The 23,297-nt window shown below is 73.2% G+C and carries 14 protein-coding genes; 11 read left to right on the forward strand and 3 right to left on the reverse strand.

Translation table 11 applies throughout. The features are described from left to right. The first annotated feature begins 71 nt into the window (after positions 1-71). The 11 genes from fabG to ACZ63F_RS13060 all read left to right on the forward strand — a co-directional run bounded on the left by fabG (position 72) and on the right by ACZ63F_RS13060 (position 11,298). Positions 72-857, forward strand: coding sequence for a 3-oxoacyl-ACP reductase FabG (fabG, locus tag ACZ63F_RS13010; protein ID WP_457698370.1), 786 nt, complete (start codon positions 72-74; stop codon positions 855-857). Between the two features lie 29 nt (positions 858-886). Beyond that, entirely contained in the window at positions 887-1,825 is a 939-nt protein-coding gene (locus ACZ63F_RS13015) for an aromatase/cyclase (RefSeq protein WP_352365666.1), read from the forward strand. Positions 1,826-1,828: 3 nt separating this feature from the next. Next, on the forward strand, positions 1,829-4,087 hold the full coding sequence (locus ACZ63F_RS13020) for an SDR family oxidoreductase (RefSeq protein WP_469710580.1): 2,259 nt from the start codon (positions 1,829-1,831) through the stop codon (positions 4,085-4,087). 4 nt (positions 4,088-4,091) lie between these two features. Then, on the forward strand, positions 4,092-5,648 hold the full coding sequence (locus tag ACZ63F_RS13025; protein WP_469710582.1) for an MFS transporter: 1,557 nt from the start codon (positions 4,092-4,094) through the stop codon (positions 5,646-5,648). A gap of 2 nt (positions 5,649-5,650) precedes the next feature. Beyond that, a complete protein-coding gene (locus ACZ63F_RS13030; RefSeq protein WP_352365672.1) occupies positions 5,651-6,106 on the forward strand; it encodes an acyl carrier protein in 456 nt (151 codons plus the stop codon). An 8-nt stretch (positions 6,107-6,114) separates the two neighbouring features. Further along, the gene (locus tag ACZ63F_RS13035; RefSeq protein WP_469710583.1) at positions 6,115-6,963 is read left to right on the forward strand and encodes a 4'-phosphopantetheinyl transferase family protein; all 849 of its coding nucleotides are present in this window, start codon (positions 6,115-6,117) and stop codon (positions 6,961-6,963) included. 7 nt (positions 6,964-6,970) lie between these two features. Beyond that, positions 6,971-8,590: an acyl-CoA carboxylase subunit beta gene (locus ACZ63F_RS13040; protein WP_469710585.1), complete on the forward strand. Its 1,620-nt coding sequence runs from the start codon at positions 6,971-6,973 to the stop codon at positions 8,588-8,590. Next, positions 8,587-8,832, forward strand: coding sequence for an acyl-CoA carboxylase subunit epsilon (locus ACZ63F_RS13045; protein ID WP_469710587.1), 246 nt, complete (start codon positions 8,587-8,589; stop codon positions 8,830-8,832). The genes ACZ63F_RS13040 and ACZ63F_RS13045 overlap by 4 nt, the downstream gene beginning before the upstream one ends. 657 nt (positions 8,833-9,489) lie before the next feature. Further along, complete coding sequence (locus tag ACZ63F_RS13050) at positions 9,490-10,062, forward strand: nuclear transport factor 2 family protein (RefSeq protein WP_469710589.1); 573 nt, start codon at positions 9,490-9,492, stop codon at positions 10,060-10,062. Between the two features lie 7 nt (positions 10,063-10,069). Then, a complete protein-coding gene (locus ACZ63F_RS13055; RefSeq protein WP_351500880.1) occupies positions 10,070-10,378 on the forward strand; it encodes an acyl carrier protein in 309 nt (102 codons plus the stop codon). 266 nt (positions 10,379-10,644) lie between these two features. Continuing rightward, positions 10,645-11,298: a GAF and ANTAR domain-containing protein gene (locus tag ACZ63F_RS13060; protein WP_469711363.1), complete on the forward strand. Its 654-nt coding sequence runs from the start codon at positions 10,645-10,647 to the stop codon at positions 11,296-11,298. A 215-nt stretch (positions 11,299-11,513) separates the two neighbouring features. Here ACZ63F_RS13060 and ACZ63F_RS13065 read toward each other — a convergent pair whose 3' ends face one another. The 3 genes from ACZ63F_RS13065 to ACZ63F_RS13075 are packed head-to-tail and all read right to left on the reverse strand — an operon-like array spanning position 11,514 to position 23,183. After that, complete coding sequence (locus tag ACZ63F_RS13065; protein ID WP_469710591.1) at positions 11,514-15,857, reverse strand: FtsK/SpoIIIE domain-containing protein; 4,344 nt, start codon at positions 15,855-15,857, stop codon at positions 11,514-11,516. Positions 15,858-15,891: 34 nt separating this feature from the next. Continuing rightward, the gene (locus tag ACZ63F_RS13070; protein WP_469710592.1) at positions 15,892-17,901 is read right to left on the reverse strand and encodes a metallophosphoesterase family protein; all 2,010 of its coding nucleotides are present in this window, start codon (positions 17,899-17,901) and stop codon (positions 15,892-15,894) included. Next, positions 17,898-23,183 carry an FtsK/SpoIIIE domain-containing protein gene (locus ACZ63F_RS13075; RefSeq protein WP_469710595.1) on the reverse strand — a complete coding sequence of 1,762 codons (5,286 nt, stop codon included), beginning with the start codon at positions 23,181-23,183 and terminating at the stop codon, positions 17,898-17,900. The genes ACZ63F_RS13070 and ACZ63F_RS13075 overlap by 4 nt, the downstream gene beginning before the upstream one ends. Positions 23,184-23,297: the final 114 nt, after the last annotated feature.

Genomic DNA, 23,297 nt, shown 5'->3' on the forward strand with positions numbered 1-23,297 from the left:
CCTCCGGCCGCCGGCGCCCGTCCTGACCGGGCGCCGGCGGCTCCCCCATGCCCTGAAAGGGAGCTGCAGACATGTCCGAACAGCAGCAGAGGGTCGCCCTGGTCTCCGGGGCCACCAGCGGAATCGGTCTCGCCTCGGCGCGGCTGCTGGCCCAGCAGGGCCACCGCGTCTTCATCGGCTCCCGTGACGCCGGGAACGTCGAGCGGACCGTGAAGGAACTGCGCGAGGAAGGGCTCGACGTCGACGGTGCCACCCTCGACGTGCGGTCCGCGCTGTCCATAGAGAACTTCGTGCGCGCTGCCGTCGAGCGGTACGGCACCGTCGACGTGCTGGTCAACAACGCCGGCCGCTCCGGCGGCGGCGTGACCGCCGACATCGACGACGAGCTCTGGTACGACGTCGTCGAGACCAACCTCAACAGCGTCTTCCGCCTCACTCGCGCCGCCCTCACCACCGGCGGCATGCGGGAGAAGAGCCGCGGGCGGATCATCAACATCGCGTCCACGGCCGGGAAGCAGGGCGTCGTGCTCGGGGCGCCGTACTCCGCCTCCAAGCACGGCGTGGTCGGTTTCACCAAGGCCCTCGGCAACGAGCTGGCCCCCACCGGCATCACCGTCAACGCCGTCTGCCCGGGGTACGTGGAGACGCCCATGGCGCAGCGGGTGCGCGCCGGTTACGCCGCCGCCTACGACACCAGCGAGGACGCCATCCTCGACAAGTTCACGGCGAAGATCCCGCTCGGCCGCTACTCCACCCCCGAGGAGGTCGCCGGTCTCGTCGGCTACCTCGCCTCCGACACCGCCGCGTCCATCACCGCGCAGGCCCTCAACGTCTGCGGCGGCCTCGGCAACTTCTGAAAACCCCGGCACCCTCTAGGAGTTCACCCATGTCCGAGCCGAAGGAAGTCGAGCACGAGATCACGGTCTCGGCGCCGGCCGCCGAGGTCTACCGGCTGATCGCCGACGTGGCCAACTGGCCGCGGATCTTCCCGCCGACCATCTACGTCGACCACCTGGAGCGCTCCGGGAACGAGGAGCTGATCGGGATCTGGGCCACCGCCAACGGCGAGGCCAAGAACTGGACCTCGCGTCGCGTCCTGGACCCCGAGGGCCTGCGGATCACCTTCCGCCAGACCGTCTCCACCCCGCCCGTCGCGAGCATGGGCGGCACCTGGATCATCGAGCCCGCCGGCGAGGGGGCCTCGCGGGTGCGGCTGCTGCACGACTACACCGCCGTCGGCGACGACCCGGCCGGCCTGGCCTGGATCGACGAGGCGGTCGACCGCAACTCCCGCTCGGAGCTGGCCGCGCTGAAGACGAACGTCGAACTCGCCACCGCGTCGGAGGAGCTGACGTTCTCCTTCGAGGACACCGTGCGGGTCGACGGGGCCGCCAAGGACCTCTACGACTTCGTCAACGAGGCCGACCGCTGGTCCGAGCGGCTGCCGCACGTGGCGACCGTCCGGCTCACCGAGGACACCCCGGGCCTGCAGACCCTGGAGATGGACACCCGCGCCAAGGACGGCTCGACGCACACCACCAAGTCGTACCGGGTCTGCCTCGACGGCCGGAAGATCGCCTACAAGCAGACCACCCTGCCGGCCCTGATGAACCTGCACACCGGCTACTGGACCTTCCGCGAGACCGACGAGGGCACCTTCGCCTCGTCGCAGCACACCGTCGTGCTGCGCCCCGAGAACATCGCGAAGATCCTCGGTCCCGAGGCGGGCGTCGCCGAGGCCCGGGAGTACGTGCAGGGCGCGCTCAGCACCAACAGCCGCGCCACCCTGAACCACGCCAAGGCGTACGCCGAAGCGAGGCGCTGACCGATGGCCGGTGCCGACGCGGTCGACACGCACGTCCTGGTGGTCGGCGCCGGACCCGTCGGGCTCATGCTCGCCGGGGAACTGCGCCTCGGCGGCGCCGACGTGACCGTCCTGGAACGACTGGCCGCCCCCACCACGGAGTCCCGGGCGTCCACCCTGCACGCACGCACCATGGAACTGCTGCACCAGCGCGGACTGCTGGAAGGACCCGGCGGCTTCGCCGACCCCGGGCCGCCGCCGAACGAGCCCCGCGGCCACTTCGGCGGCCTCCCCCTCGACCTCACCCTGCCCAGCAGCCACCCCGGGCAGTGGAAGGTACCGCAGACCCGCACCGAGGTACTCCTCGGCGCCTGGGCCGAGCGGCTCGGGGCGCGGGTGCTGCGCGGACACGAGATCTTCGCCCTCACGCAGCACCCGGACCACGTCACCGTCGTGGCCGAACACCAGGGCACCCGCCGGGAGTTCACGGCCCGCTACGTCGTCGGCTGCGACGGCGAGCAGTCGGCCGTACGACGCCTCGCGGGCATCGCCTTCCCCGGCAACGACGCCGAACGGGAGCTGATCCGCGCCGACGTCGACGGCATCGACGTCCCGAACCGGCGCTTCGAACGGCTGCCGAACGGGCTCGCCATCGCTGCCCGGCGCGGCGACGGCGTCACCCGGGTGATGGTCCACCGCTTCGGCACCCCGCCGCGCGCCGGCGAGGCCGGCTTCGCCGACATCGTCGCCGCCTGGCGGGACGTCACCGGCGAGGACATCGGCCACGGCACCCCGCTGTGGGTGAACTCCTTCGGCGACGCCTCCCGGCAGGCCGAGCGCTACCGCGCGGGCCGGGTGCTGCTGGCCGGCGACGCGGCCCACCAGCAGATGCCGATCGGCGGCCAGGCCCTCAACCTCGGCCTCCAGGACGCCGTGAACCTCGGCTGGAAGCTCGCCGCCACCGTCCTCGGCCGGGCCCCGGCGGGACTCCTCGACAGCTACCACGACGAACGGCACGCCGTCGGGCGTCGCGTCCTGTCCGCCATCCGCGCCCAGGCCCGGCTGCTGCTCGGCGGGCCGGAGGTGGAGCCGCTGCGTTCGGTCGTCGGCGAGCTCACGGCGTACGAGAAGGTCCGGACCCATCTCGCCGGGACGATCAGCGGCCTCGACGTGCGGTACGGGGACGACGACCGGCAGCCGTTGATCGGCGCACGGCTGCCGGAGGTGCGGCTCGACTCCGGGGCGACCACGGCCGAACTGCTGCACTCCGCCCGCGGGTTGCTGCTCGTGACGGACCCGGTGCTCGCCGGGGCGGCGGGGGGCCGGTCGGCGTCCGTCGACACGGTCGTCACCCGTCCCGCGGAGCCCCTGGACGGCCTCGCCGCCGTGCTCGTACGCCCGGACGGCTACGTCGCCTGGGCCGGCCCCACCGCGGACGGCCTGCACGAGGCACTCGGCCGCTGGTTCGCACCCGACCCACGCGCCCCCCACACACCACAACCAACCGTCAGGAGAAGGAAGATGGGCAACCTGGCCGGAAAGACCGCCCTCATCACCGGCGCCAGCCGGGGCATGGGCCGGGCCACCGCCGAACGGCTGGCCGCCGACGGCGCGCTGGTCGCCGTGCACTACGGCAGCAGCGCGGAGGCCGCCGCCGAGGTGGTCGCCGGGATCGAGCAGGACGGCGGGCGGGCCTTCGCCGTCGGCGCCGAACTGGGCACCCCCGGCGACGTCCACGAACTGTTCCTCGCCCTGGAGGCGGGGCTCAAGGAGCGCACCGGCGAGACCGAGCTGAACATCCTCGTCAACAACGCGGGCGTGATGGGCGGGGTCAAGGCCGAGGACACCACCCCGGAGGAGTTCGACCGGATCTTCGCCGTCAACGCCAAGGCACCGTTCTTCGTCATCCAGCGGGCGCTCGCCGACATGCCCGACGGCGGCCGGATCGTGAACATCTCCTCGGGGCTGACCCGGTTCGCCAACCCGGACGAGATCGCCTACGCCATGAGCAAGGGCGCGGTGGAGCAACTCGCGCTCCACTACGCCAAGCTGCTGGGCCCGCGCGGGATCACCGTGAACAGCGTCGCGCCGGGCATCACCCGCAACGGCAACCCCCTGTTCGACATCCCCGAGGCCGTCGAGGCCATGTCCGCGCTGTCCGCCTTCAATCGCGTCGGCGAGCCGCAGGACGTCGCCGACGTCATCGCCTTCCTCGTCTCCGACGACGCCCGCTGGGTCACCGGCTCCTTCGTCGACGCGAGCGGCGGCACCCTCCTCGGGTGACGCGGTGACCAGGACCCTTCCGGCACCGGTCGCCGCGGGCGCGGACGAGCGGTTCGGCTCCCGGCTGTGGGGGCTGCTGCTCGTCCTCGCCGGCAACATGCTCATCGACGCCCTGGAGGTGTCCGTGGCGGTGGTGGCGCTGCCCGCCATCGGCACGGACCTGGGACAGCCGCCGACCGTCACCCAGTGGGCGATGACCGGCTTCGCCGCCGGCTTCGGCGGCCTGCTCCTCTTCGGCGCCCGCGTGGTGACCGTCCTCGGCCGTCGCCGCGTCTACCTCGCGGCCCTCCTCGCCTTCGCCGCCGCCTCCGTGCTCAGCGCCCTCGCCCACGACCCCTGGCTGCTCCTGGCCACCCGCCTGGCCAAGGGCTTCTGCGCCGCCCTGACGGCCCCCACCGGCCTCGCCATCATCACCTCCACCTTCCCGGAGGGCCGCCCCCGCTCCCGAGCGGTCTCCGTCTACACCCTCTTCGGAGCAGGCGGCTTCACCACGGGCCTCCTGCTCTCCGGCTGGCTGACCGAGACCTCCTGGCGCTGGGCCTTCGCCTTCCCGGCCCCGGTGGTGCTCCTGCTGTTCGCGTGCGGGCTCCGCCTGATTCCCAAGGGCGACGACGAGAGCGACCCGAAGGGGCCGGATGTTTCGGCGGGGGGCGCCAAGAGCGCCCCGAAGGGGCGCGGGGAACCGCGCGACCAGCCCCCACGGCGCCGCACCCGAACGGCCACCCGGTCCTTCGGCATCCCCAGCGCCCTCACCCTTCTGGGAGCCCTCCTGGCCCTCGTCCAGGGCATCACCCAACTCCCCGCCCACGGCTGGACCGCCCCGCAGGCCACCGCCCCCCTCACCGCGGCCGTACTCCTCCTGCTGCTGTTCCAGCAGATCGAGCGCCGCTCGGCCGACCCCCTCCTGAACACCGGCCCCCTGCGCGGCAACCCCGCCCTCATCCGCTCCGCGATCGGTGCCGCCTGTCTCAACGGCTCCTACCTGGGCCTCCTGTTCGTCCTGACGTACCAGGCCCAGACCCTCGCAGGCTGGTCCCCCCTCCGTACGGCGTTCGCCCTGCTCCCGGCCGCCGCGCCCCCGGCGCTCACCGCGCTGGCCTCCGGCCGCCTGGTCGCCAGGTTCGGCGCCCCGCGCCTCATCGTGGCCGGCGCGGCCTGCGCGTTCGCGGGCGCCCTGCTGCAACTCCGGCCGCACGCTTGGCCGTTGGACTACTCGGGCCGGATGCTGCCGACGCTCCTGCTGGTCGGCGCCGCCTTCGTGCTCTCCTTCGCCGCGCTCAACATGCAGGCCATGTCCCGCCTCGCCCCCGCCGACCGGCTCACCGGCAGCGGCCTGTACCAGACGGCCGTCCAGCTCGCCGCGGTCCTCGCGGTCGCGCTCGCCGCCGCCCTGCTCGCCGCCCACGCGCCGGCGCACGGCGCGGGTCCGGCCGCCGCCGCGGCGGCCTGCCGGCCGGCGCTGACCCTGGTCGCCGCCCTCGGCTTCCTCGGCCTGCTCGTCGGCCTCACCGGCCTGCTCCGCACCCGACCCCCAGCCTCCTCACCACACCACGGGGAATGACCATGGACCAGACAACGCAGACCTGGGTCTTCGACGACCTGGACGACGACCTCGACGATCTGGACTACGAGTTCGAGCGCGACCAGATCGTCGAGGTGGTGCCGCCCAGCCTGGCGCACCTCGCCTCCGTCGGCCTCGCCGAGCGCACCCGGCTCATCGACGCGTACGTGCGCGGTGAACTCGCCCGGGTGCTGCGGGTGGCCCCGGAGAGCATCGACACCGTGGGCCGCCCGATGAACAGCCTGGGCATCGGCTCCATCAACGGCCTGGAACTCCAGCGCCGGATGGAGGCCGCGCTGCGTGTCGACGTCAACCTCAACCGGCTGCTGCGCGCCAACAGCGCGGCCGAGCTGGTCGACTGCCTCGCCGGCCAGCTCGGCCCGGAGGACAGCCCGCACAAACACGCCGCCCGCGGCGAGCACCACCTGGTCGCGCACCGCGTGCCGAGCCCGAGGTGATCGGGGAGATGCCGGTCCTGGAGTTCGGCACGGCCACCCTTGCCGCCGCGCCGAGACTGCCCGCCGCCGGCCAGCTGGACGTCTGGCTGGTCCGCCGGGCCGCCCTGGAGACCGCGGCCGAGCTGCTCGACCTGTCCGAGCTGAGCGAGGCGGAGCGCCGGCGGACCGCGTCCTTCGTCCGGCCCGCGGACGGGGTGACGTACGCCTCCGCGCACGTCGCCCTGCGCCGGCTGCTCGGCGGCTACCTGGGGCTGCCCCCGCAGGACGTGCCGTTCGTGCGGGAGCCCTGCCCGGGCTGCGCCGAGCCGCACGGACGGCCGGCGGTCGTGCACCCCGACCCGCCGCTGCACTTCTCCCTCGCGCACAGCCACGGCATGGCCGTGGTCGCCGTCTCCCGTACGGTCGTCGGCGCCGACGTGGAGCGGCTGCCGCGGGCCGAGACCGTCGAGGTCTGCACCCCGGCCCTGCACCCGGGGGAGCAGGCCGAGCTGGCCGCGCTCGGCGACGCCGGGGAGCGGCGTGCCGCCTTCGGGCGGCTGTGGACCCGCAAGGAGGCCTATCTCAAGGCGCTCGGCACCGGGCTCTCCCGCGATCCCGGCCACGACTATCTGGGTGCCGACCCGCAGCGCAGGCCGGCCGGCTGGACGCTGCTCGACCTGCCGTCCGGGCCCCGGCACAACGCGGCCGTCGCGGTGCGCGGCGCGGCGCCGGACCAGGTCACCGTGCGCTGGGTGCCGCCGGCCGCGCTGTACGCGGGCGAGACGGTCGACCTGGACGCCGACGGGACGGTGGGCGTGCCCGTGAGCGCGCCCGCGCCCGTGGGCGTGACCACCCGAGTATCCGACTGGGGAGCGTGACCCGCCAATGTCACTCGAACAGAAAGCCGGTCCAGCAGCCGGCCGCCCGAGCCTGCACGATCGTGAGCACCGCGGCCAGTGGACCGCCGCCGAGCGCATCGAGGAGCTCGGCCTGATGAAGGAGGCCGCCCGGCACGGCGACCCCCTCGCCACCGAGCGTCAGCACGCCAAGGGCAAGCTCACCGCGTACGAACGCATCGAACTCCTGCTCGACGAGGGGTCGTTCAACGAGGTCGAGATGCTCCGCCGGCACCGTGCCACCGGCTTCGGCCTGGAGAAGAAACGGCCGTACACCGACGGGGTGATCACCGGCTGGGGCACCGTCCACGGCCGTACCGTCTTCGTCTACGCGCACGACTTCCGCATCTTCGGCGGCGCCCTCGGCGAGGCCCACGCCCAGAAGATCCACAAGATCATGGACATGGCCATGGCGGCGGGGGCCCCGCTGGTGTCGCTGAACGACGGCGCCGGCGCCCGGATCCAGGAGGGCGTCTCGGCGCTCGCCGGCTACGGCGGCATCTTCCAGCGCAACACCCGCGCCTCCGGGGTGATCCCGCAGATCAGCGTGATGCTCGGGCCGTGCGCGGGCGGCGCCGCCTACTCGCCCGCCCTGACCGACTTCGTCTTCATGGTGCGGGACATCTCCCAGATGTTCATCACCGGTCCGGACGTGGTGAAGGCGGTGACCGGAGAGGAGATCACCCAGAACGACCTCGGCGGCGCCGACGTCCACGCCGGCGCCTCCGGGGTGGCCCACTTCGCCTACGACGACGTGCGCAGCTGCATGGAGGACGTACGGCACCTGCTGTCGCTGCTGCCGTCCAACAACCGTGACCTGCCGCCCCGTTCGGCAACCACCGACCCGGCCGACCGCCGTACCGACCGGGTGGTGGAACTGGTCCCGGACGATCCGGGGCGTGTCTACGACATCCGGACCGTCATCGAGGAGATCGTCGACGACGGCGACTACTTCGAGATCCAGCCCGGCTGGGCCACCAACGTGGTGTGCGCGCTGTCCCGGCTGGACGGCGAGGTCGTCGGTCTCGTCGCCAGCCAGCCGGCCTCGTTCGCCGGGGTCCTCGACATCGACGCCAGTGAGAAGGCTGCGCGGTTCGTGCAGTTCTGCGACGCCTTCAACATCCCGCTGGTCACCCTGATCGACGTCCCCGGCTTCCTGCCCGGCGTGGACCAGGAGCACAACGGGATCATCCGGCGCGGCGCCAAGCTGCTCTACGCGTACTGCAACGCCACCGTGCCGCGGATCTCCCTGGTGCTGCGCAAGGCGTACGGCGGCGCGTACATCGTCATGGACTCCCGGTCCATCGGCACCGACCTCGCCCTCGCCTGGCCGTCCAACGAGATCGCCGTGATGGGCGCCGAGGGCGCCGCGAACGTCATCTTCCGCCGGGAGATCGCGGCCTCGGACGACCCCGAGTCGACCCGCGCGCAGAAGATCAAGGAGTACCAGGCGGAGCTGATGCACCCCTACTACGCGGCCGAGCGCGGTCTGATCGACGACGTCATCGACCCGCGGGAGACCCGCTCCACCCTCATCCGCGCCCTTGCGATGCTGCGCAGCAAGCAGGCCGACCTGCCGTGCCGCAAGCACGGCAACCCGCCGCAGTGAGCGCGCCGGAGAACCCGGACGGTGCGGAGGCCGCCCTGGTCATCAAGGTCGTGAAGGGGCAGGCGAGCCCCGCCGAGCTCGCCGCCCTCACCACCGTCCTGATCGCCCGTGCCGCAGCCCTGGCCGCGCTGGACCCCCGCCCCCTGGAGCCCCGCCCGGTAGCCGGCTGGCGCCGCCCGGAACGCCTCTCCACCCACCGAGACCCCCGCGGCTGGCGCCTCACCGGCACCCACGCGGCCTGACGACCGCCCACAGGAGCGCGGCAAACCGCGCGACCAGCCACCGAGGTCCCGTCACGTCAGTTCCGGCTGACCGGTCCTCTTGCGGTTCGGTAGTGCCCCCGAAGGGGCGCGGGGAACTGCGCGCCCGGCCACGACGGCGCGGCGGCCGCCCGAGGTCCTGTCACGTCAGTTCCGGCCGACCGGTCCTCTTGCGGTTCGGCAGTGCCCCCGAAGGGGCGCGGGGAACTGCACGCCCGGCCACGACGGCGCGGCGGCCGCCCGAGGTCCTGTCACGTCAGTTCCGGCCGACCGGTCCTTTTGCGGTTGGGCAGTGCCCCCGAAGGGGCGCGGGGAACTGCGCGCCCGGCCACGACGGCGCGGCGGCCGCCCGAGGTCCTGTCACGTCAGTTCCGGTCGACCGGTCCTCTTGCGGTTGGGCAGTGCCCTAAAGGGGCGCGGGGAACTGCGCGCCCGGCCACGACGGCGCGGCGGCCGCCCGAGGTCCTGTCACGTCAGTTCCGGCCGACTGCTCCTTTTGCGGTTCGGCAGTGCCCCCGAAGGGGCGCGGGGAACTGCGCGCCCGGCCACGACGGCGCGGCGGCCGGGCGACGGCCTGTCGCGGCGCTTCCAGCCGACCGGCGCCCCCGTATCCCCTACAGAATCGGAGTCCCGGCCCCCATGACCTCCCCCTCCCTCGACCGCACCGACACGGTCACCGAACTCCGCTCCGAACTCGACGCCCTGCGCGCCGAGTTCGGCGCCCTCGCCGACCGCGCGGCGGTCGCCGAGCTGGTCGACCGCTACATCACCCTGCTCGACACCCAGGACGACCACGGCTTCGACCCCACCTGGCCGGCCACGGTCTTCACCCCGGACTGCCGCCTGGAGTTCCCGGTCGGCACCGTCGAGGGCCGCGACCGGGCCGCCGCCTTCCACCACGACCGAAAGTCCCGGTTCGCCCGCACCCACCACCTGGCCGCCAACTACGGCATCCGGGTGTCGGGGGACACCGCCCGGATCCGCGTCCACCTCGTCGCGTCCCACGTCCACCACGAGGACGGCCCGGACCCGGACGGCCGCTTCGACATCGGCGGCTACAGCGAGGGCGAGGCGGTCCGCACCCCGGACGGCTGGCGGCTGCACCGCTGGCGGTTCCGGCTGGTGTGGTCCGACGGCGCCGGCCCGCGTCCCGGCCCCGACCCCCGCGAACTGCGCAGTTCCCAGCCCCGACCACGCCACCCGAAAGGATGATGAGACCGTGTCAGGCACACCGACGACCGCGCTGAACCTGGGCGCCCTGCGCGACACCTCCGGCGACGACCGCAGGCAGGCGTTCGAGACGTTCCTCTGCCGCAACCTCGCCCAGCACCTGGACATCCCCCCGGCCCACCGCATCGCCCGCAACCGCCCCCTCTACACCCAGGGCATCGACTCCCTCACCGCGCTGACCCTCCAGCGCACCCTGGAGTCGGCCCTGAACATCCCGGTACCGGCCCACCACCTGCTGCGCGAGCAGTCGGTGGGCGAACTGGCCGCGACCCTGAGCGAGCTGGTCGACCGGACCTGAGCCCCATGGCGACGCCACCGGTGGGACGACGACGGCACGGCCACCGGTGGCACCGGGCACACCCGCCCGCTGACAACGTTGTCCCGGTCGCCCGCAACGCGCAGGCCGTGCCGGAGGATCCAGCCGAGGCGCGTGCTCCTGTGCCACGGGCGGCTCGCCGGTATGGTCCGGTGGGCGTGGCATGCTGAGGGCGCGGTTTCGACGCAACCGACCGGGAGGTGACGGGCGTGGAGGACTGGGCCCGGTTCGCGCAGCAACTGGCCGCGATGGCGCGGGACCTGCTGGCGCAGGAGTCGGTCGACGCCACCCTGGCCCGGATCACCGGCTCGGCCGTGGAGCTCGTGGAGGGCTGCGACGCGGCCGGCATCCTGGTGCTGCGCGGCGGGAAGGTGCGGACGCTCGCGCCCACCGAGCAACTGGTCGTCGACAGCGACCGGTTGCAGGAGCGGCTGGGCGAGGGCCCCTGTTTCGACGCCGCCCGCACCCGGGAGGGCGAGCGGGTGTTCCGCATCCGGGACCTCACCCGGGAGCAGCCGAGATGGCCCGCCTTCGCCCCCGAGATCCACCGCCTCGGCGTAGGCAGCATGATGGGCTTCCTGCTGTACACCGAGGACGAGGAACTCGGCGCGCTGAACATCTACTCCCGTCGGCCCGGCGTCTTCACCGAGGCCAGTGAGCTGGCCGGCTGGCTGCTGGCCTCGCACGCGGCGGTCTCCTTCTCCGCCGCCCGCACCCAGGCCCAGCTGGAGCAGGCCGTGGCCACCCGCCACCTGATCGGCGAGGCCATGGGCATCCTCATGGGCAGTCACCGCCTCACCGAGGAACAGGCCTTCGACGTGCTGCGCCGTTACTCGCAGGAGAACAACGTCAAGCTTCGCGAGGTCGCCCGCCGGGTCTGCGACCAGGGCAGTCTGTCCTGAGGCGGGGCCCCGGCCGTCAGCCGAGGCCGGGCAGCGGGCGCCGGTCCGGCCGCGAGGCCGATTTCCGCTGGGCAGGAGAACTTTCCGGCTCCGGCAACGGCTTGCCGCCCGGCCACCGAAAACGCCGCCGAGTGCCGCGCTCCACTGCTCCAGGCAGACGTCGGCGTCCTGGGAGGAGCGTGGAACCGGCCTGTGGCCGGCGGACGCGGCCGAGGTCACGGCGGAGTGATGACGGTGATGAGCCTGCCGTCTCCGAGGTGCAACAGGCCTCTGCCGGGCGTGATCGGGCCGCCGACCATGCTCCGTGTCGTGCGGATGCCGGTCAGCTCGCCGGAATCGGAGATCTGCGGAGAGAGGAGAAGGCCGCGGCGGCCCTTCCGCACGGCGACCAGCCAGCCGGCGAAGGTACTGCGCAGCTCCTCCTCGTCACCGGCGATGATCAGGGACAGACCCCGGTCGGCGCCGTGCGAGACGATCCGTGTGAAGACGTGTTCGGCGGCGCTGTTCCTCAGCAGATCGGCGTCGTCCACCAGCACCGCGATCGGCGCGGAGCACTCGGCCGACTCGATGGCCTGCTGGAGCTCACCAGCCCCGACATCCTCGCCGAAACACTTCAGCACCCCTTCTCGGTGTTCCAGTTCGCGCAATGGAGAGGGAGACGGCGTGACGATGACGAGACGTGTGCCCTGCCGTTGGTACGACCGCGCCAGGTTCATCAGCGCCGTGCTCCGGCCGGACTTGCGCGGACCGGCCACGACAAAGGTCGGCTGGCCCTGGGCAAGGTCGGGTCCGAGGCCCATGAGCTCGTCACCGCCCACGCCGACCAGGCCCCACAGCCTGGAGCGCGACCCCTGCGGATCGCGCATCTCCCAGGCATCCGGGAAGGTGATCCGGGCGGGCAGGGCGTCGATCCGGAACGGGCGGCGGCCGGGGGCAAGGCCGGCGTCGCGGGCCGCCGCGGCCTGCGAGATCGCGCTGAGAGCGGCGGCCTGGCCCGGGCCGGTGGGGTCCGCGCCGAGCAGCGCGAACTGGGTCTCGGTGCCGTGCTCGGCACGGAAGCCACGGCCCGGCGGGATCGCGTCGGGCATCGTGCGCGGGCGGAGGCCCAGCAGTGAGTAATCCAGTTCGTCGGTGAGGCGCAGCCCGTACTTGTTCTCGGTCAGGCTCGCGATCCGGCCGCTCAGGAGTACGCGGTCACCGGTCAGAACCAGGTGGATGCCGACGCTTGCGCCCTCGCGCAGCATCTCCAGCAACTGGTCGGTCAGCGCCCCGTGATCGACCTCGCCGAGCTTGGGGAGCCACCCTTCCCAGCGGTCGAGCAGCACCATGATGTGCGGCAGCCGCTCGTCCGCCGGGACCATGGCCCGTTGCTCGCCGACATCGGCGAACCCCTGCTCCCGCAGCAGGCTCTGGCGTCGTTCCAGTTCGTTCGTCAGCCGGGAGACGAGGCGGACCGTACGCTCCGTTTCGTTGCGGCCGACAACGGCACCGCAGTGCGGCAGGCTCGTCAGCGCGTTGAGCGCACCGTTGCCGCAGTCGATGCCGTAGAGGTGTACGTCGGCGGAGGAGTGCGTACGGGCCAGGGCGCCGGCGATCGTCCGCAGGAGTTGCGAACGGCCGCTGCGCGGGGCGCCGGCGACGAGCAGATGCCCGAAGTCCTCGAAGTCGATGGTGACGGGGCGGCGCCCCTGCTCGGCGGGCAGGTCCGCCAGGCCGTACGCGACCGGTGGCAGCCCGCCCGGCGACGGGGTGACGGCCGGCGGCTGGATGTCGTCGAGCAGCAGTGTGCCGGGGAGCGGAGGCAGCCACGGGCTGTGCTGAGGCGGGATGCCGAGCGCCCGGGCGGCGTCGCGCACCGCCTCCACCAGGACCTGGAGATCGCCGGCCCGGTCGTCCTGGTCGGCCCCTGCCGCCGTCGGCCGGCTCTGCACCGGCCGGCCCAGGTCCGCCCACCGCAGCCGGGTCGCCCATGGAGCGGCCGGCGCCGGGCCGACGGCACGCGGCCGACGGCCACCGACCCGGGCGGACTGGAAGGGGATGACGGATGTCTGCCCGAGGCGCACGTAGCCGCGGCCCGGGGTGTTCCTGGGAATCTCTCCCGCGTCGGGCACCCCGATGACGTCGCCGGACTCTCCGGCGTCGGTCACGCGCAGGGCGATGCGCAGATTGGTGTTGGCCCGGATCTCGGGGGAGACGACGCCGCTCGGCCGCTGGGTCGCCAGGAGCAGATGGATGCCGAGCGATCGGCCCCGCTGGCCGATCCGGACCAGCCCGGTGAGGAACTCCGGCAGGTCGCGTACCAGCGAAGCGAACTCGTCGATGACGAGGAGCAGCCGGGGCAGTGGAGCACGGTCCGGATCCCGCCGTACCAGGTCCTGATAGTCCTCCAGGTCCTTTGCTCCGGCCGAGGCCAGGATGTGCTCGCGCCTCTTGAGTTCGGCGGCGAGCGAGGCCAGGGCCCGTTCGGCCAGGCGCGGCGCGAGGTCGGTGATCACGCCGACCGTGTGCGGCAGCCGTACGCAGTCCCGGAACGCCGAGCCGCCCTTGTAGTCGACCAGCAGGAAGTTCATGTTCTCGGGAGTGTTGGCCGTGGCCAGCGACGCAACGAGCGTCTGCAGCAGTTCCGATTTGCCGGAACCCGTCGTACCGGCGATCAGTCCGTGGGGCCCGTCCCTGCGCAGGTCGACGCGGAGGGGACCGTCGTACGACTCGCCGATCACCGCCAGCGTCGACAGTCCGCCGCCCTCGCGCCAGCGTGTGACGATCGCGTCGCTTGTCGGCGGTTCCAGCGCCAGCACGTCGAGCAGCCGGCAGTCGTCGGGCAGGGCCGAGTAGGTCGTCTCGTCGGCAGGGTGCCGCAGCGGGGCCAGGGCACGCGCCAGGCGGGTGCTCCACGCGGCGGAGACGACATCGGGCCGCACGCCGCGCCGCCGACCGGCTCCCGCCTGTTCCACCCTGAGGCGAAGGCCCGCCCCGGTCTCGCTCCCGGCCTCGGCGACGGCCACCGCCCGGCACTCACCGGGGAGAAACCGCTCCTCGGAGTCCAGGCAGATCGCATAGACGGAGACCGCCGGGCCCTCGCGCAGCAGCCGTACGACACCCGGCATGGACCGCAGCCGTCGGGAGTTGTCCCACACCACGACGATGTCGGGTTCTCCGGCCTGCTGCTGCCCGCCGTTGCCCGCGGCGGACCGCAGGCGAACGTCCAGGAGCATGATCAGCTCGCTGACCCGGGCGCCGATGGACTCCGCGTCCGCGCCGATCAGTACGGTGGCGCGCTGGTCGGCGTACGGGCGGGCGTGCGGCAGCCAGCGCAGCCAGTCCCAGCTCTCCCGGGCCGCGTGCTCGGTCAGTACATGGATCCGGACGTCCAGTGGGCTGTGCAGTGCCGCGGTCTGGGCCACCGCCCACCGGCCGAGCGCCCGGACCGGGCCGTCCGGTCCGGCCATGCCGATCACGCCGAGCTCGCGCAGGGGCAGCGTGACAGGAACATCCACGTGGTGGGGAGACCTGCCGTACTCGACGCCGTCCACCCGGAAAGTGTCGGTGAAGACAGCCCTGGACGGTTCCTTGTCGGTGCCCACACGGAGCAGCAGATGGTCGTCGTCGCCCCGGCGGCGTTCCCACAGCGCCGCTCTGGGACCCGTGGCCAGGGACAGGACGGCGGCGGGGGAGGGGGCAGCGGTCCGAAGACCGGTGAGTTCGGTCCGCAGCGCGGCTTCCGCCGTCCTGAGGTGCCGCTCCTCGTTCGGCGGTCGGCTGTCGTCGCGGGTGAGCAGCTGCCGGTACCGCTGCGCGAGTCGTACGACATGGCCGGAGCCGGAGGACAGCTCCAGCGACGGGCCGGTCCAGCGGTCGGGTGCCAACAGCCGCGGCGGCCGGTCGACATAGTAGCCCGTCCCGTCCTCGGTGGGCCGCAGCACGGCGTCCGGCGGTGTGTAGCCGACCAGTTCGAGCAGGCTGCCGCCGACGGACAGCTGCGTGTCGAACGGCCAGTCGACGCGCACGGGGCCGCCGGACCGTTCCCGGGGCCGGTGTCCGCTGCGCTGCCGCAGGGGCATCCCGTCCAGCGTGGCCTGATCGTCGCCGACATGCGCCTGCACGCTGCAACCGCCGTCCGGGCCGACGGTGAGGGTCAGGGCGCGTTCCGGTAGCTCGGGGTCGGCGATCCGGACGTGGTCGGCCGGGCCGCTGCCGATGTCCGTCCGGCCGAGCCCGAGCCGGTGTACGGCCCCCGCCCCCGGACCGCCGGAGACGCGCAGCTCCACGATCCCGGTGACCTCGCGTGGCGGGCAGCCGGCCGGCGTGTACAGGCTGACGACGGCACCTTCCCTGAGCGGGGAACGGGCGAGCGGCACGGTCGTGTCCACGGCACGGCCGTCGACGTACATCGGCGGTGCGGGCTCGTCCCCGACGCTCCCGGAGTCGCCCGCGCCCGCGCCGAGTTGACGCTCCAGCACGCGGGCCACCGCTCCCGCCGGCGTCTCCGGTTCCGCGTCCAGGACCACGTCGGCGCGGTCGCCGTTACGCGGATCCACGACCGTCAGGGTCAGATGCATGGGTGTCCACCTCCCGCAGCTCGCTCGACTCGACTCAGTTCGGCGCGGAACCGGCCGGGTCGGCGGACAGTTCCTCGACGTCGCATTCGTCGGCGGCTCCCGGTCGGAAGGCGATGGCCAGGTCGTCCTTCCAGTGGCCGTTGCGGAACCGGATGGCGCGTACCGCCAGGGTGTGGCCGCCGCCCTCCCGGGCGACGAAGACCTCGTTGTAGCCGTTCTCCTCGTTCGAGTGCACGCTGGCCAGGGCCGGGGCACCGGCGATGCGGGTCGTCCACGCGCGTCGCCGGCCGTGGCCCCGGTCCCGGTCGATCAGCCGCTCCGAGGCGAGGAAGCCGAGGTGCGTGTGGCCGTGCAGCACCAGACAGGTGTGCGTCTCGGCCAGGTACAGCTTCGCCTGGCCCGCGTTGACGACCCCGGCGTACGGCGCCACCTCCACGGCCGGGACGGGGGAGAGCGGATGGTGCACGACGGCCAGGGTCACGCTCCCCTCCTCCCGCTTGAGCCGGGTGAGCACCTGGTGGGCCACGACGCCGGGGTCGTGGCGTTCCAGCTTTCCCATCACCTCGCTGACCTGGGTGGCGTCGGCGGACCCGAGTTCGTCGATGAGCTCCCTGACCTGCTGACGGCCCTCGTCGCTGGCCGGTTCGCCGCCGGACTCGGCGGAGCCCAGAAGCGCGATGCGCAGGCCGGCGTCCGCGAACCGGACGTACAGCCGGCGGGCGGCATGGTCCTCCTTGTCGAGATCCGGATGCGGATAGCCGTGGAAGGTGCGTGCGAACCACTCGTGCCGTGCCGAAGGCCGCGCGTCCAGGCATCTGTCCCAGGACACGTCGTGGTTCCCGCCCACGAGCACGACCCGCGGATCGTCCCGGCGCAGGTCGGGGTGGTCGGCCAGCAGCTCCTCCAGGTGCCGTAGCCACTCCAGGGCCGACCGGCCGTGTTCGTCCTCCGGCCGGTCCACCAGGTCGCCCGACACGATCACCAGGTGCGGGGCCCGGCCCTGTTCCGCGAGCCGCCGGACGTGTTCGAGATAGCTGTCCAGCGGGGTGCTCCGGTTCCCGGTGAGCCGGGCCACGCTGGCGCCCGCCTCCGTCGGGTCCTTGCGGTCCACGTTCATCCGGAGCCGGCCGCCGAAGTGCAGATCGGAGACGTGGTGCACCCGCAGCACGTCCGGCAGGTGACGGGTCAGCACGGGGTCGTCGGCGAACGGCCGCAGCACCCGCATGGCCTGCTCGTCGTGGCCGTCGGAGCCGATGGCGATCCCGGCCCGGCGCCAGCGTTCGCGGCGCAGGACGGCCCGCTGCTCTGCGGACAGGCCGTTGTGCAGCCACTGGTCGATGTACTGGTGCGTGTCGGCCGCCTCGCAGGCCAGGCGGGAGAGCTCCGCCATGTCCGTGCGCAGGTCCGGCGCGGACTCGGCCACCTGGAGGGCGAGTTCCAGCAGAAAGGGTGTGAGAAGCCAGCCGGGCTGTGCGGAACGGAGCCCGGCCACCACGTCGGGCGCCCACTGAGGCGTCCGCGCCGCCATGGCCGCGGCCTCCTCGTCGGTGAGCGGCGGCGGGGACAGCTCGTCCTTCCACGCGTCCACTCCCAGATGCGGGGCGAGCAGCGCGTGTTCGGCCGGGGTGGCGAAGACGACGGGCACCGCGCCCTCCTCCCGCAGCCGCTGAAGGCCCGCCGCCAGCGTGGCCGGGTCCCGGGAGGCACCGCTCGACGGGTGGAGGGCCGGCTCGTCGATCAGCACCACCTCGCCGTCGAGCCGCGGCGGGGCCGCCCGCTCGTCCGTCAGACAGGACAGCCCCTCGGCGCGAACCCTGTGTGCGGAGCGCACGTCAACCAGCCGGGTGCTGCCGCCGGGCCGGACCTGCTTCACGGCCCCGGCGAGCCAGCTCTTGCCGGACCGCCGGGGCATGACCACCAGCCATGCGGCGTCGTTGGGAGGAGCGCCGTCCACCAGCCTGGCCGCCCAGGCGGGCACGTGCGCCCCGCGGAACCTGATGTCATGGGCCGGCTCGAAGGTCCTGCCGGGCCAGTAGTGGCTCATCGGTACTGCTCCTGCTGTTCGTCGGCCAGTTCGAGGCGCCAGTGCCTGATCCACGCGAAGAAGGGGCGGTCGTCGAGCCAGCCCCCGGACAACACCATCAGCCCGACGTCGCGCAGGTCCTTCCGCTGCGCCAGGGTGGGATCGTCCGGAACGGAGCCGGGCTCGCTCAGCAGCGCCTCGCGGCCCGCGCGCCCGATCTCGCTCCAGCGCGAACGGAAGACGTCGCTCCTGCCCACGATGAGCTCCTTCTCGATGAACGCCCTGAGCGCGTTGCGGGAGTCGAGCGCGGGCAGCCTGCTGTCGCGGGCCGCCCGCACCAGGGCCTCGCCCACCACCTGGAGATAGAAGGGCCAGGGGCCCACCTCGGTGAGGATGCGGTCCCCGGCGGCGTGCGGGATGTTCAGCCCCTCCTGCCGTGCGGTGCCCACCAGGAAGGTGCGGGCATCCGCCTGGGCGAGGGGGCCGAGGGAGATGCGGGTGACGTCGTTGCCGAAACTGGAGCCGGGCGCCTTGAGCGCATGCCGCGTGGCATCGCCCCAGTCCTTGTCGGTGCCGCAGTGCACGAGCCAGGCCCCGGCCTGTCCGAGGTCACGCAGCCAGGCCACGGCCGCAGGGTCGTAGCTGGCGAGCCGGCCGACCTCGTCGAGGAGCAGGACCAGCCGGGACGCTCCGGCGGAGTCGGCTGCCAGGTCCAGCAGTCTGTCGGCGGGGCGGGGATGGTCCGCCAGGGCGGGCATGAGCCGTACGGCAAGGTCGTCCTGTGTGCCTTCCCGGTCCTGGTGGGAGAGTGTGACCACTTTCTGCACATTGCCCATGCCGTCGGAGCGCATACGCTCCTGGAGCGCCTTGACGATCCATGACTTGCCGGCTCTGCGCGGTCCCAGCAGCGCGGTGGCGGTCCCGTCCCGGTAGTGGGCGTAGAGCTGGGCGAACACGTTCTCCCTGCCCACCGGCCTGCCCTCCGGGCCCAGTGAGAAACGGTCCGCGATCAGTGCGTCGCTGAGGATCCGGAACGGTTGGCGCGCCAGCGGCACGTCCGTGTTCCGGGTCCGGCTCCGGTCCGCCGTCTCCTGTATCGGCACGTCGGGCAACGCGATCTGCGCCTCGGCTCCGGAGCGCGCGTAGACCGCCCGGCCGGGGCCCAGCACGGGCGGCAGCCGATCGACGGACAGTCCGGCCCGCTCGTACTGAGCGGGGTCGGTCTGCCTCAACACCAGTGTGGTGGTGTCCGGAACGTCTTCCGGCAGGCCCTCGCCGCCGGTGAGGGCGACGCACACCCCGGCACGGGAGTCCCGGAGCAGGTCGGTCAGACCGGTCAGGCAACTGCTGTTGTTCGCCGGCCGTGCCCAGGCCAGAAAGGAATCCCACCCGTCGACCAGAAGGACGAGATACGGCAGCCGCTCCCCGTCGGGCTGTTGGCGCCGGTACGGATGCAGGCTCCTGAAGCCCATCCGCGCCAGCAGTTCCTGCCTGCTCCGGACCGTGCTGACCAGTTTGTCGATGAGACGGTGCGCCCGCTCCGGCTCGGTCCGCGGATTCACGACGGCGCCGCAGTGGGCCATACCGGTCAGCGGACCGAGGGCCCCCGCACCGCAGTCGAGTGCGTAGAGATGGACGTCCTGCACGCTGTACTGGTCGGCGACCGCGGCGGCGAGGGTGAGCAGCAGCTGGGTACGACCGCTGCCCGCGCCGCCGGAGACAAGGAGATGCCCGTCGCCTCCCAGGTCCCAGGCGGCCTGCTCGTACCCCTGGGCATCGGGTGTGTCGAGCAACCCGAAGACGACGGGCATCAGCGTCCCGGACCGCGGCCGCACCGGCCATGGGGCGTTCCGTCCGGCAGCCTGCTCCGGTGCCCGGCCCAGAGCCTCGCTCAACTGGACCGACACCGGCAGCGGGTCCGGCCAGGGAAGGTGCGGTGCAGGCAGGTCCAGTGCCTCGGCCGCCTCGGCCATGGTCCGTACGAGCGCGCTGAACTCGGCTCCCCCCGGGGCCGCCTGAGCCGGCGGTCCGGCGGGCGACGCCTCCTGCGCGCCGGTCCAGCCGAGCCGGTGGACCCGGACGGAGGACCCCCGGCCGTGCGGTCCCTCGTAGCCCTGTCGCGGCGCTTCCCACCGCGCGAACCGTACGAGTTCCGGTGTGCCCGCGGCCCTGCACACGTAGCCGAACTCCGCTCGCGAAGGGTCCAGCCGGGCGGCTGCCGGGGTGTCGATCAGCAGTTCGCTGTCCACGCCGTCGGCGAGGCGCAGGGCGACGCGCAGCGGCGCGAACGCGAGGATGTCGAGCTGTTCCGGCGCCGTCAGGGCATCGGCCGGCCGCCGGGTCGCGAGGACGAGATGGACCCCGAGCTCCGGGCCGCGCCGGGCGGCACCGACCAGCCCGGACACGAACTCCGGCAGTTCCTCCCGCAGTACCGCGAGATCGGAGACGACGACCACCAGCCGCGCCAGGGACGGCAGTTCGACGCCGGACTCCCGGATCACGCCGTACTGCTCGAAATCCCGGGCCCCCGCCTCCTTCACCATCTCCTGGCGGCGCGTCAGCTCGGCGGTGAAGGCGGCCAGTCCCCGGGCGGCCGAGTACCGGTCGAGCCCGGTGTGCACGCCGACCGTGTGCGGCAGTTGCGCCGCCGGACCCAGAGACTCCCCGTTGTCGTGGTGGACGAGCAGCAGGTTCAGTTCGTCGGGGCGGTTCGCCAGTGCCAGCGAGGCCAGCCAGGCACACAGCAGGTCGTCCTTCCCGGAGCCGACCATTCCGGCCACCAGGGCGTGCGGTCCGTCGGCCCGCAGATCGAGGACGAAGGGACTGCCGGCCGAGCCGCCCAGGACGGCCACCGCGGACCGTGGTGTTCCGGCCCAGCGGTCGAGGACTCCGTCCCGGGTCGGCGGCGCCAGGTCGAGCAGGTCCAGCAGGCGTTCGGGCGGGGCGTCGGGGGCCGGAATCCCGGCGGACCGGTCGCGCAAGGGCGCGAGCAGCCGGGCCACGGCCTCCAGCCGGGCCGGTTCGATGCCGTCGGGGGTGAACGCGGTCGCCCCGGAGGCTGTTTCCAGTATCGCGGCGTGGCCGTCCCGGCTCACGCGGGTCCGGCACCAGCCGGGCAGCTGTCCTGCCTCCTCGGCGAGGCAGACGACGTACACGCCTGCCTCCGGGCCCGTGCGCAGGACCTCCTCGGCCCAGGGCGTGGCGTGCAGCGCGGACAGGTCGTCGAGGACGACCACCAGTTCGTCGTCGCCCCAGAGCGATCCCGCGCCCCGCCCGCTCCGCAGCCGTTCCCGGATGATCAACGCGATCTCGGCGAGATGCCGGGCGTGCCCGGCGGGGTCGTCGCTGACGCGCACCTGTTGCATGCCCCGGGACACCAGTCCGTCGGGCGGCAACCAGCGGACGAAGCGCCACCACTGCTGCCCGGACTGGTCGGTGAGCACACGGACGGCCACGTCCGACGGTGGGTGCAGGAGCACCGACTGCGCCACCAGCCAGGTGGCCAGTCTGCGGCGGAAGCCCGCATCGGCGGCCACCCCCAGATGCCCGCCGTGGGTGTCCCGTAACGCGACGGTCGCCGGCCGGAGCCGGCCGAGGCCGAGGCCGAGACGGAGCACGAGGCGGTCCGGGTGGTCAGGCCCGCGCTCCCACAGCCGGGTCCGCGCTCCGAAGGCCTCGGCGACGAGCTGGTCCGGCTCGGGGAAGCGCGGGTCCTCCGCGACGGGCCGCCCGGCGTTCCGCGGATCCTGCGCCGCTCGGCGGGGCCGACGCCCGAACAGACCGGCGCCGCGTCCCGCGGGCTCGTCCACCAGGGCCGTTCCCGGCGGGTGTCCGGCACCGGACTCCACCCACCGCGGCCGTTCGAACCCGAGGGTTCCACCGGCCGCCGCGGACACGTACAGGTCACGGAACTGGGCGAACTCCGGTGCCGACGTCGCCGTCAGTTCCCCGCCCGGGACGTCGTCCGCCCGAGCGGGGACCGTGGAACGGGGAGGGGAGCCAGGGGGCTGGGGACGAGTGCCGAGGAAGACCCGGCTCCCGTCCCGCAGCGGTGTCCGGCCCAGCGCCTCGTCCGGTGCCAGCCGCTCTCCCTCGCTGCTGAACAGATCGGCGGGGCCGCGCCGCCCGGCGAGGCGGGCGAGCTGTTCCACGACGTCCCGGACGGGCGCGGCGTCATCCGCCTCGACGACGACATCGTGATCCGCCTCGCCGGGCACCACGACAGTGAGCCGCCGACGCGAGAGCCCGCCCGGCGGCTGCGTCCACCCGTGCCCGATGCCGGGTGGAACGGGGCCGGCCGACCAGGAGAGCGGCTTCGCCGCACGGGTCGCCGGCTCGATGCGGCCCGGCCGGTCCGGGCGGGGCGGCGTCTCGTCCGGTGCGGCGTCCAGGCCCAGCAGGGGAGCGCGGACCCGGCCGTTCCGGGCGATCTCGAGCGCGTAGCCCGCACCGGGAAGGTCGTCGCGTGCCGTACCGACCAGGACACGGGGGCCCATCACCCCACCGCGGGCGGTGAGCCGAGCGAGCTGACGCGCTTCGGAAGCCGACGGTTCTAACCCGACGAGGATGACGTGCGGCGCGCCCAGGACGTCGCCGGGATGCCCGGTGCGCGGTGCCCAGCCGGTGAGCACGGCGTCGTACTCAGGCTCGGCCGCTGAGCCGGCGTACCCGGTTTCGTACTCCGGACCGGTACCGGGGACGCCGTACCCGGTACCGAACTCCTGCTCCCGGCCGAACTCCGGATCCCACCCCGGCTGCGCTGCCCGAACCGCCCGTCGCGCCTCGGACTCCATCGCCGCGACCAGACCGGCGACGTCGGGAAGTACACGCACCCGATCCGGAAATGCGGAGAGGAGATCACCTGCCAACCCCACGCACGTGACCCGTACCTGCCGTGACCACTGCGTCGCGGCCAACTCCGTGGCGATCCCCTCGAGAAGGGCGCCCCTGAGCCTCGCGGGGCCGGTCACGGCGGCCAGCCCCGACCCGGCTTCCAGATTCAGCAGCAACCGCAGCCCCGGGCCCGTGCCCACCGTCACAAGACAGGGGTAGTACCCGGGGACGCCGGAGGTGTCCGCACCGTCGTACGACGTCACGCCCTCGCGGTCGAGGAACCACTGCCGGGAGTGCGGGCCCGCCCGCCACCGGTCGGGCAGCACCGTGGTGGGGGCGTCCACCAGCTGCACGACGATCTCGTCGTGCCAGAGCCAGACGGCACTGAGCCTCGGCAGTAGGAACCCGGGCTCGGCGAGATCGCGCAGGGCCTGCTCCAGCAGCCGGGCCCCCGTCGGGTCGGCGCGCACCAGCAGACTGTCCGTCGGGCTCGCGTCTGCCTGTGGGCCGAACACGTACCGTGCACGGCTGGTTGAACGGAGGGAACGTGACATGGCGCTTCCTCGGGGACCGGCGAGGAGGGG

This window comes from Streptomyces sp. NPDC104761 (assembly GCF_055583445.1).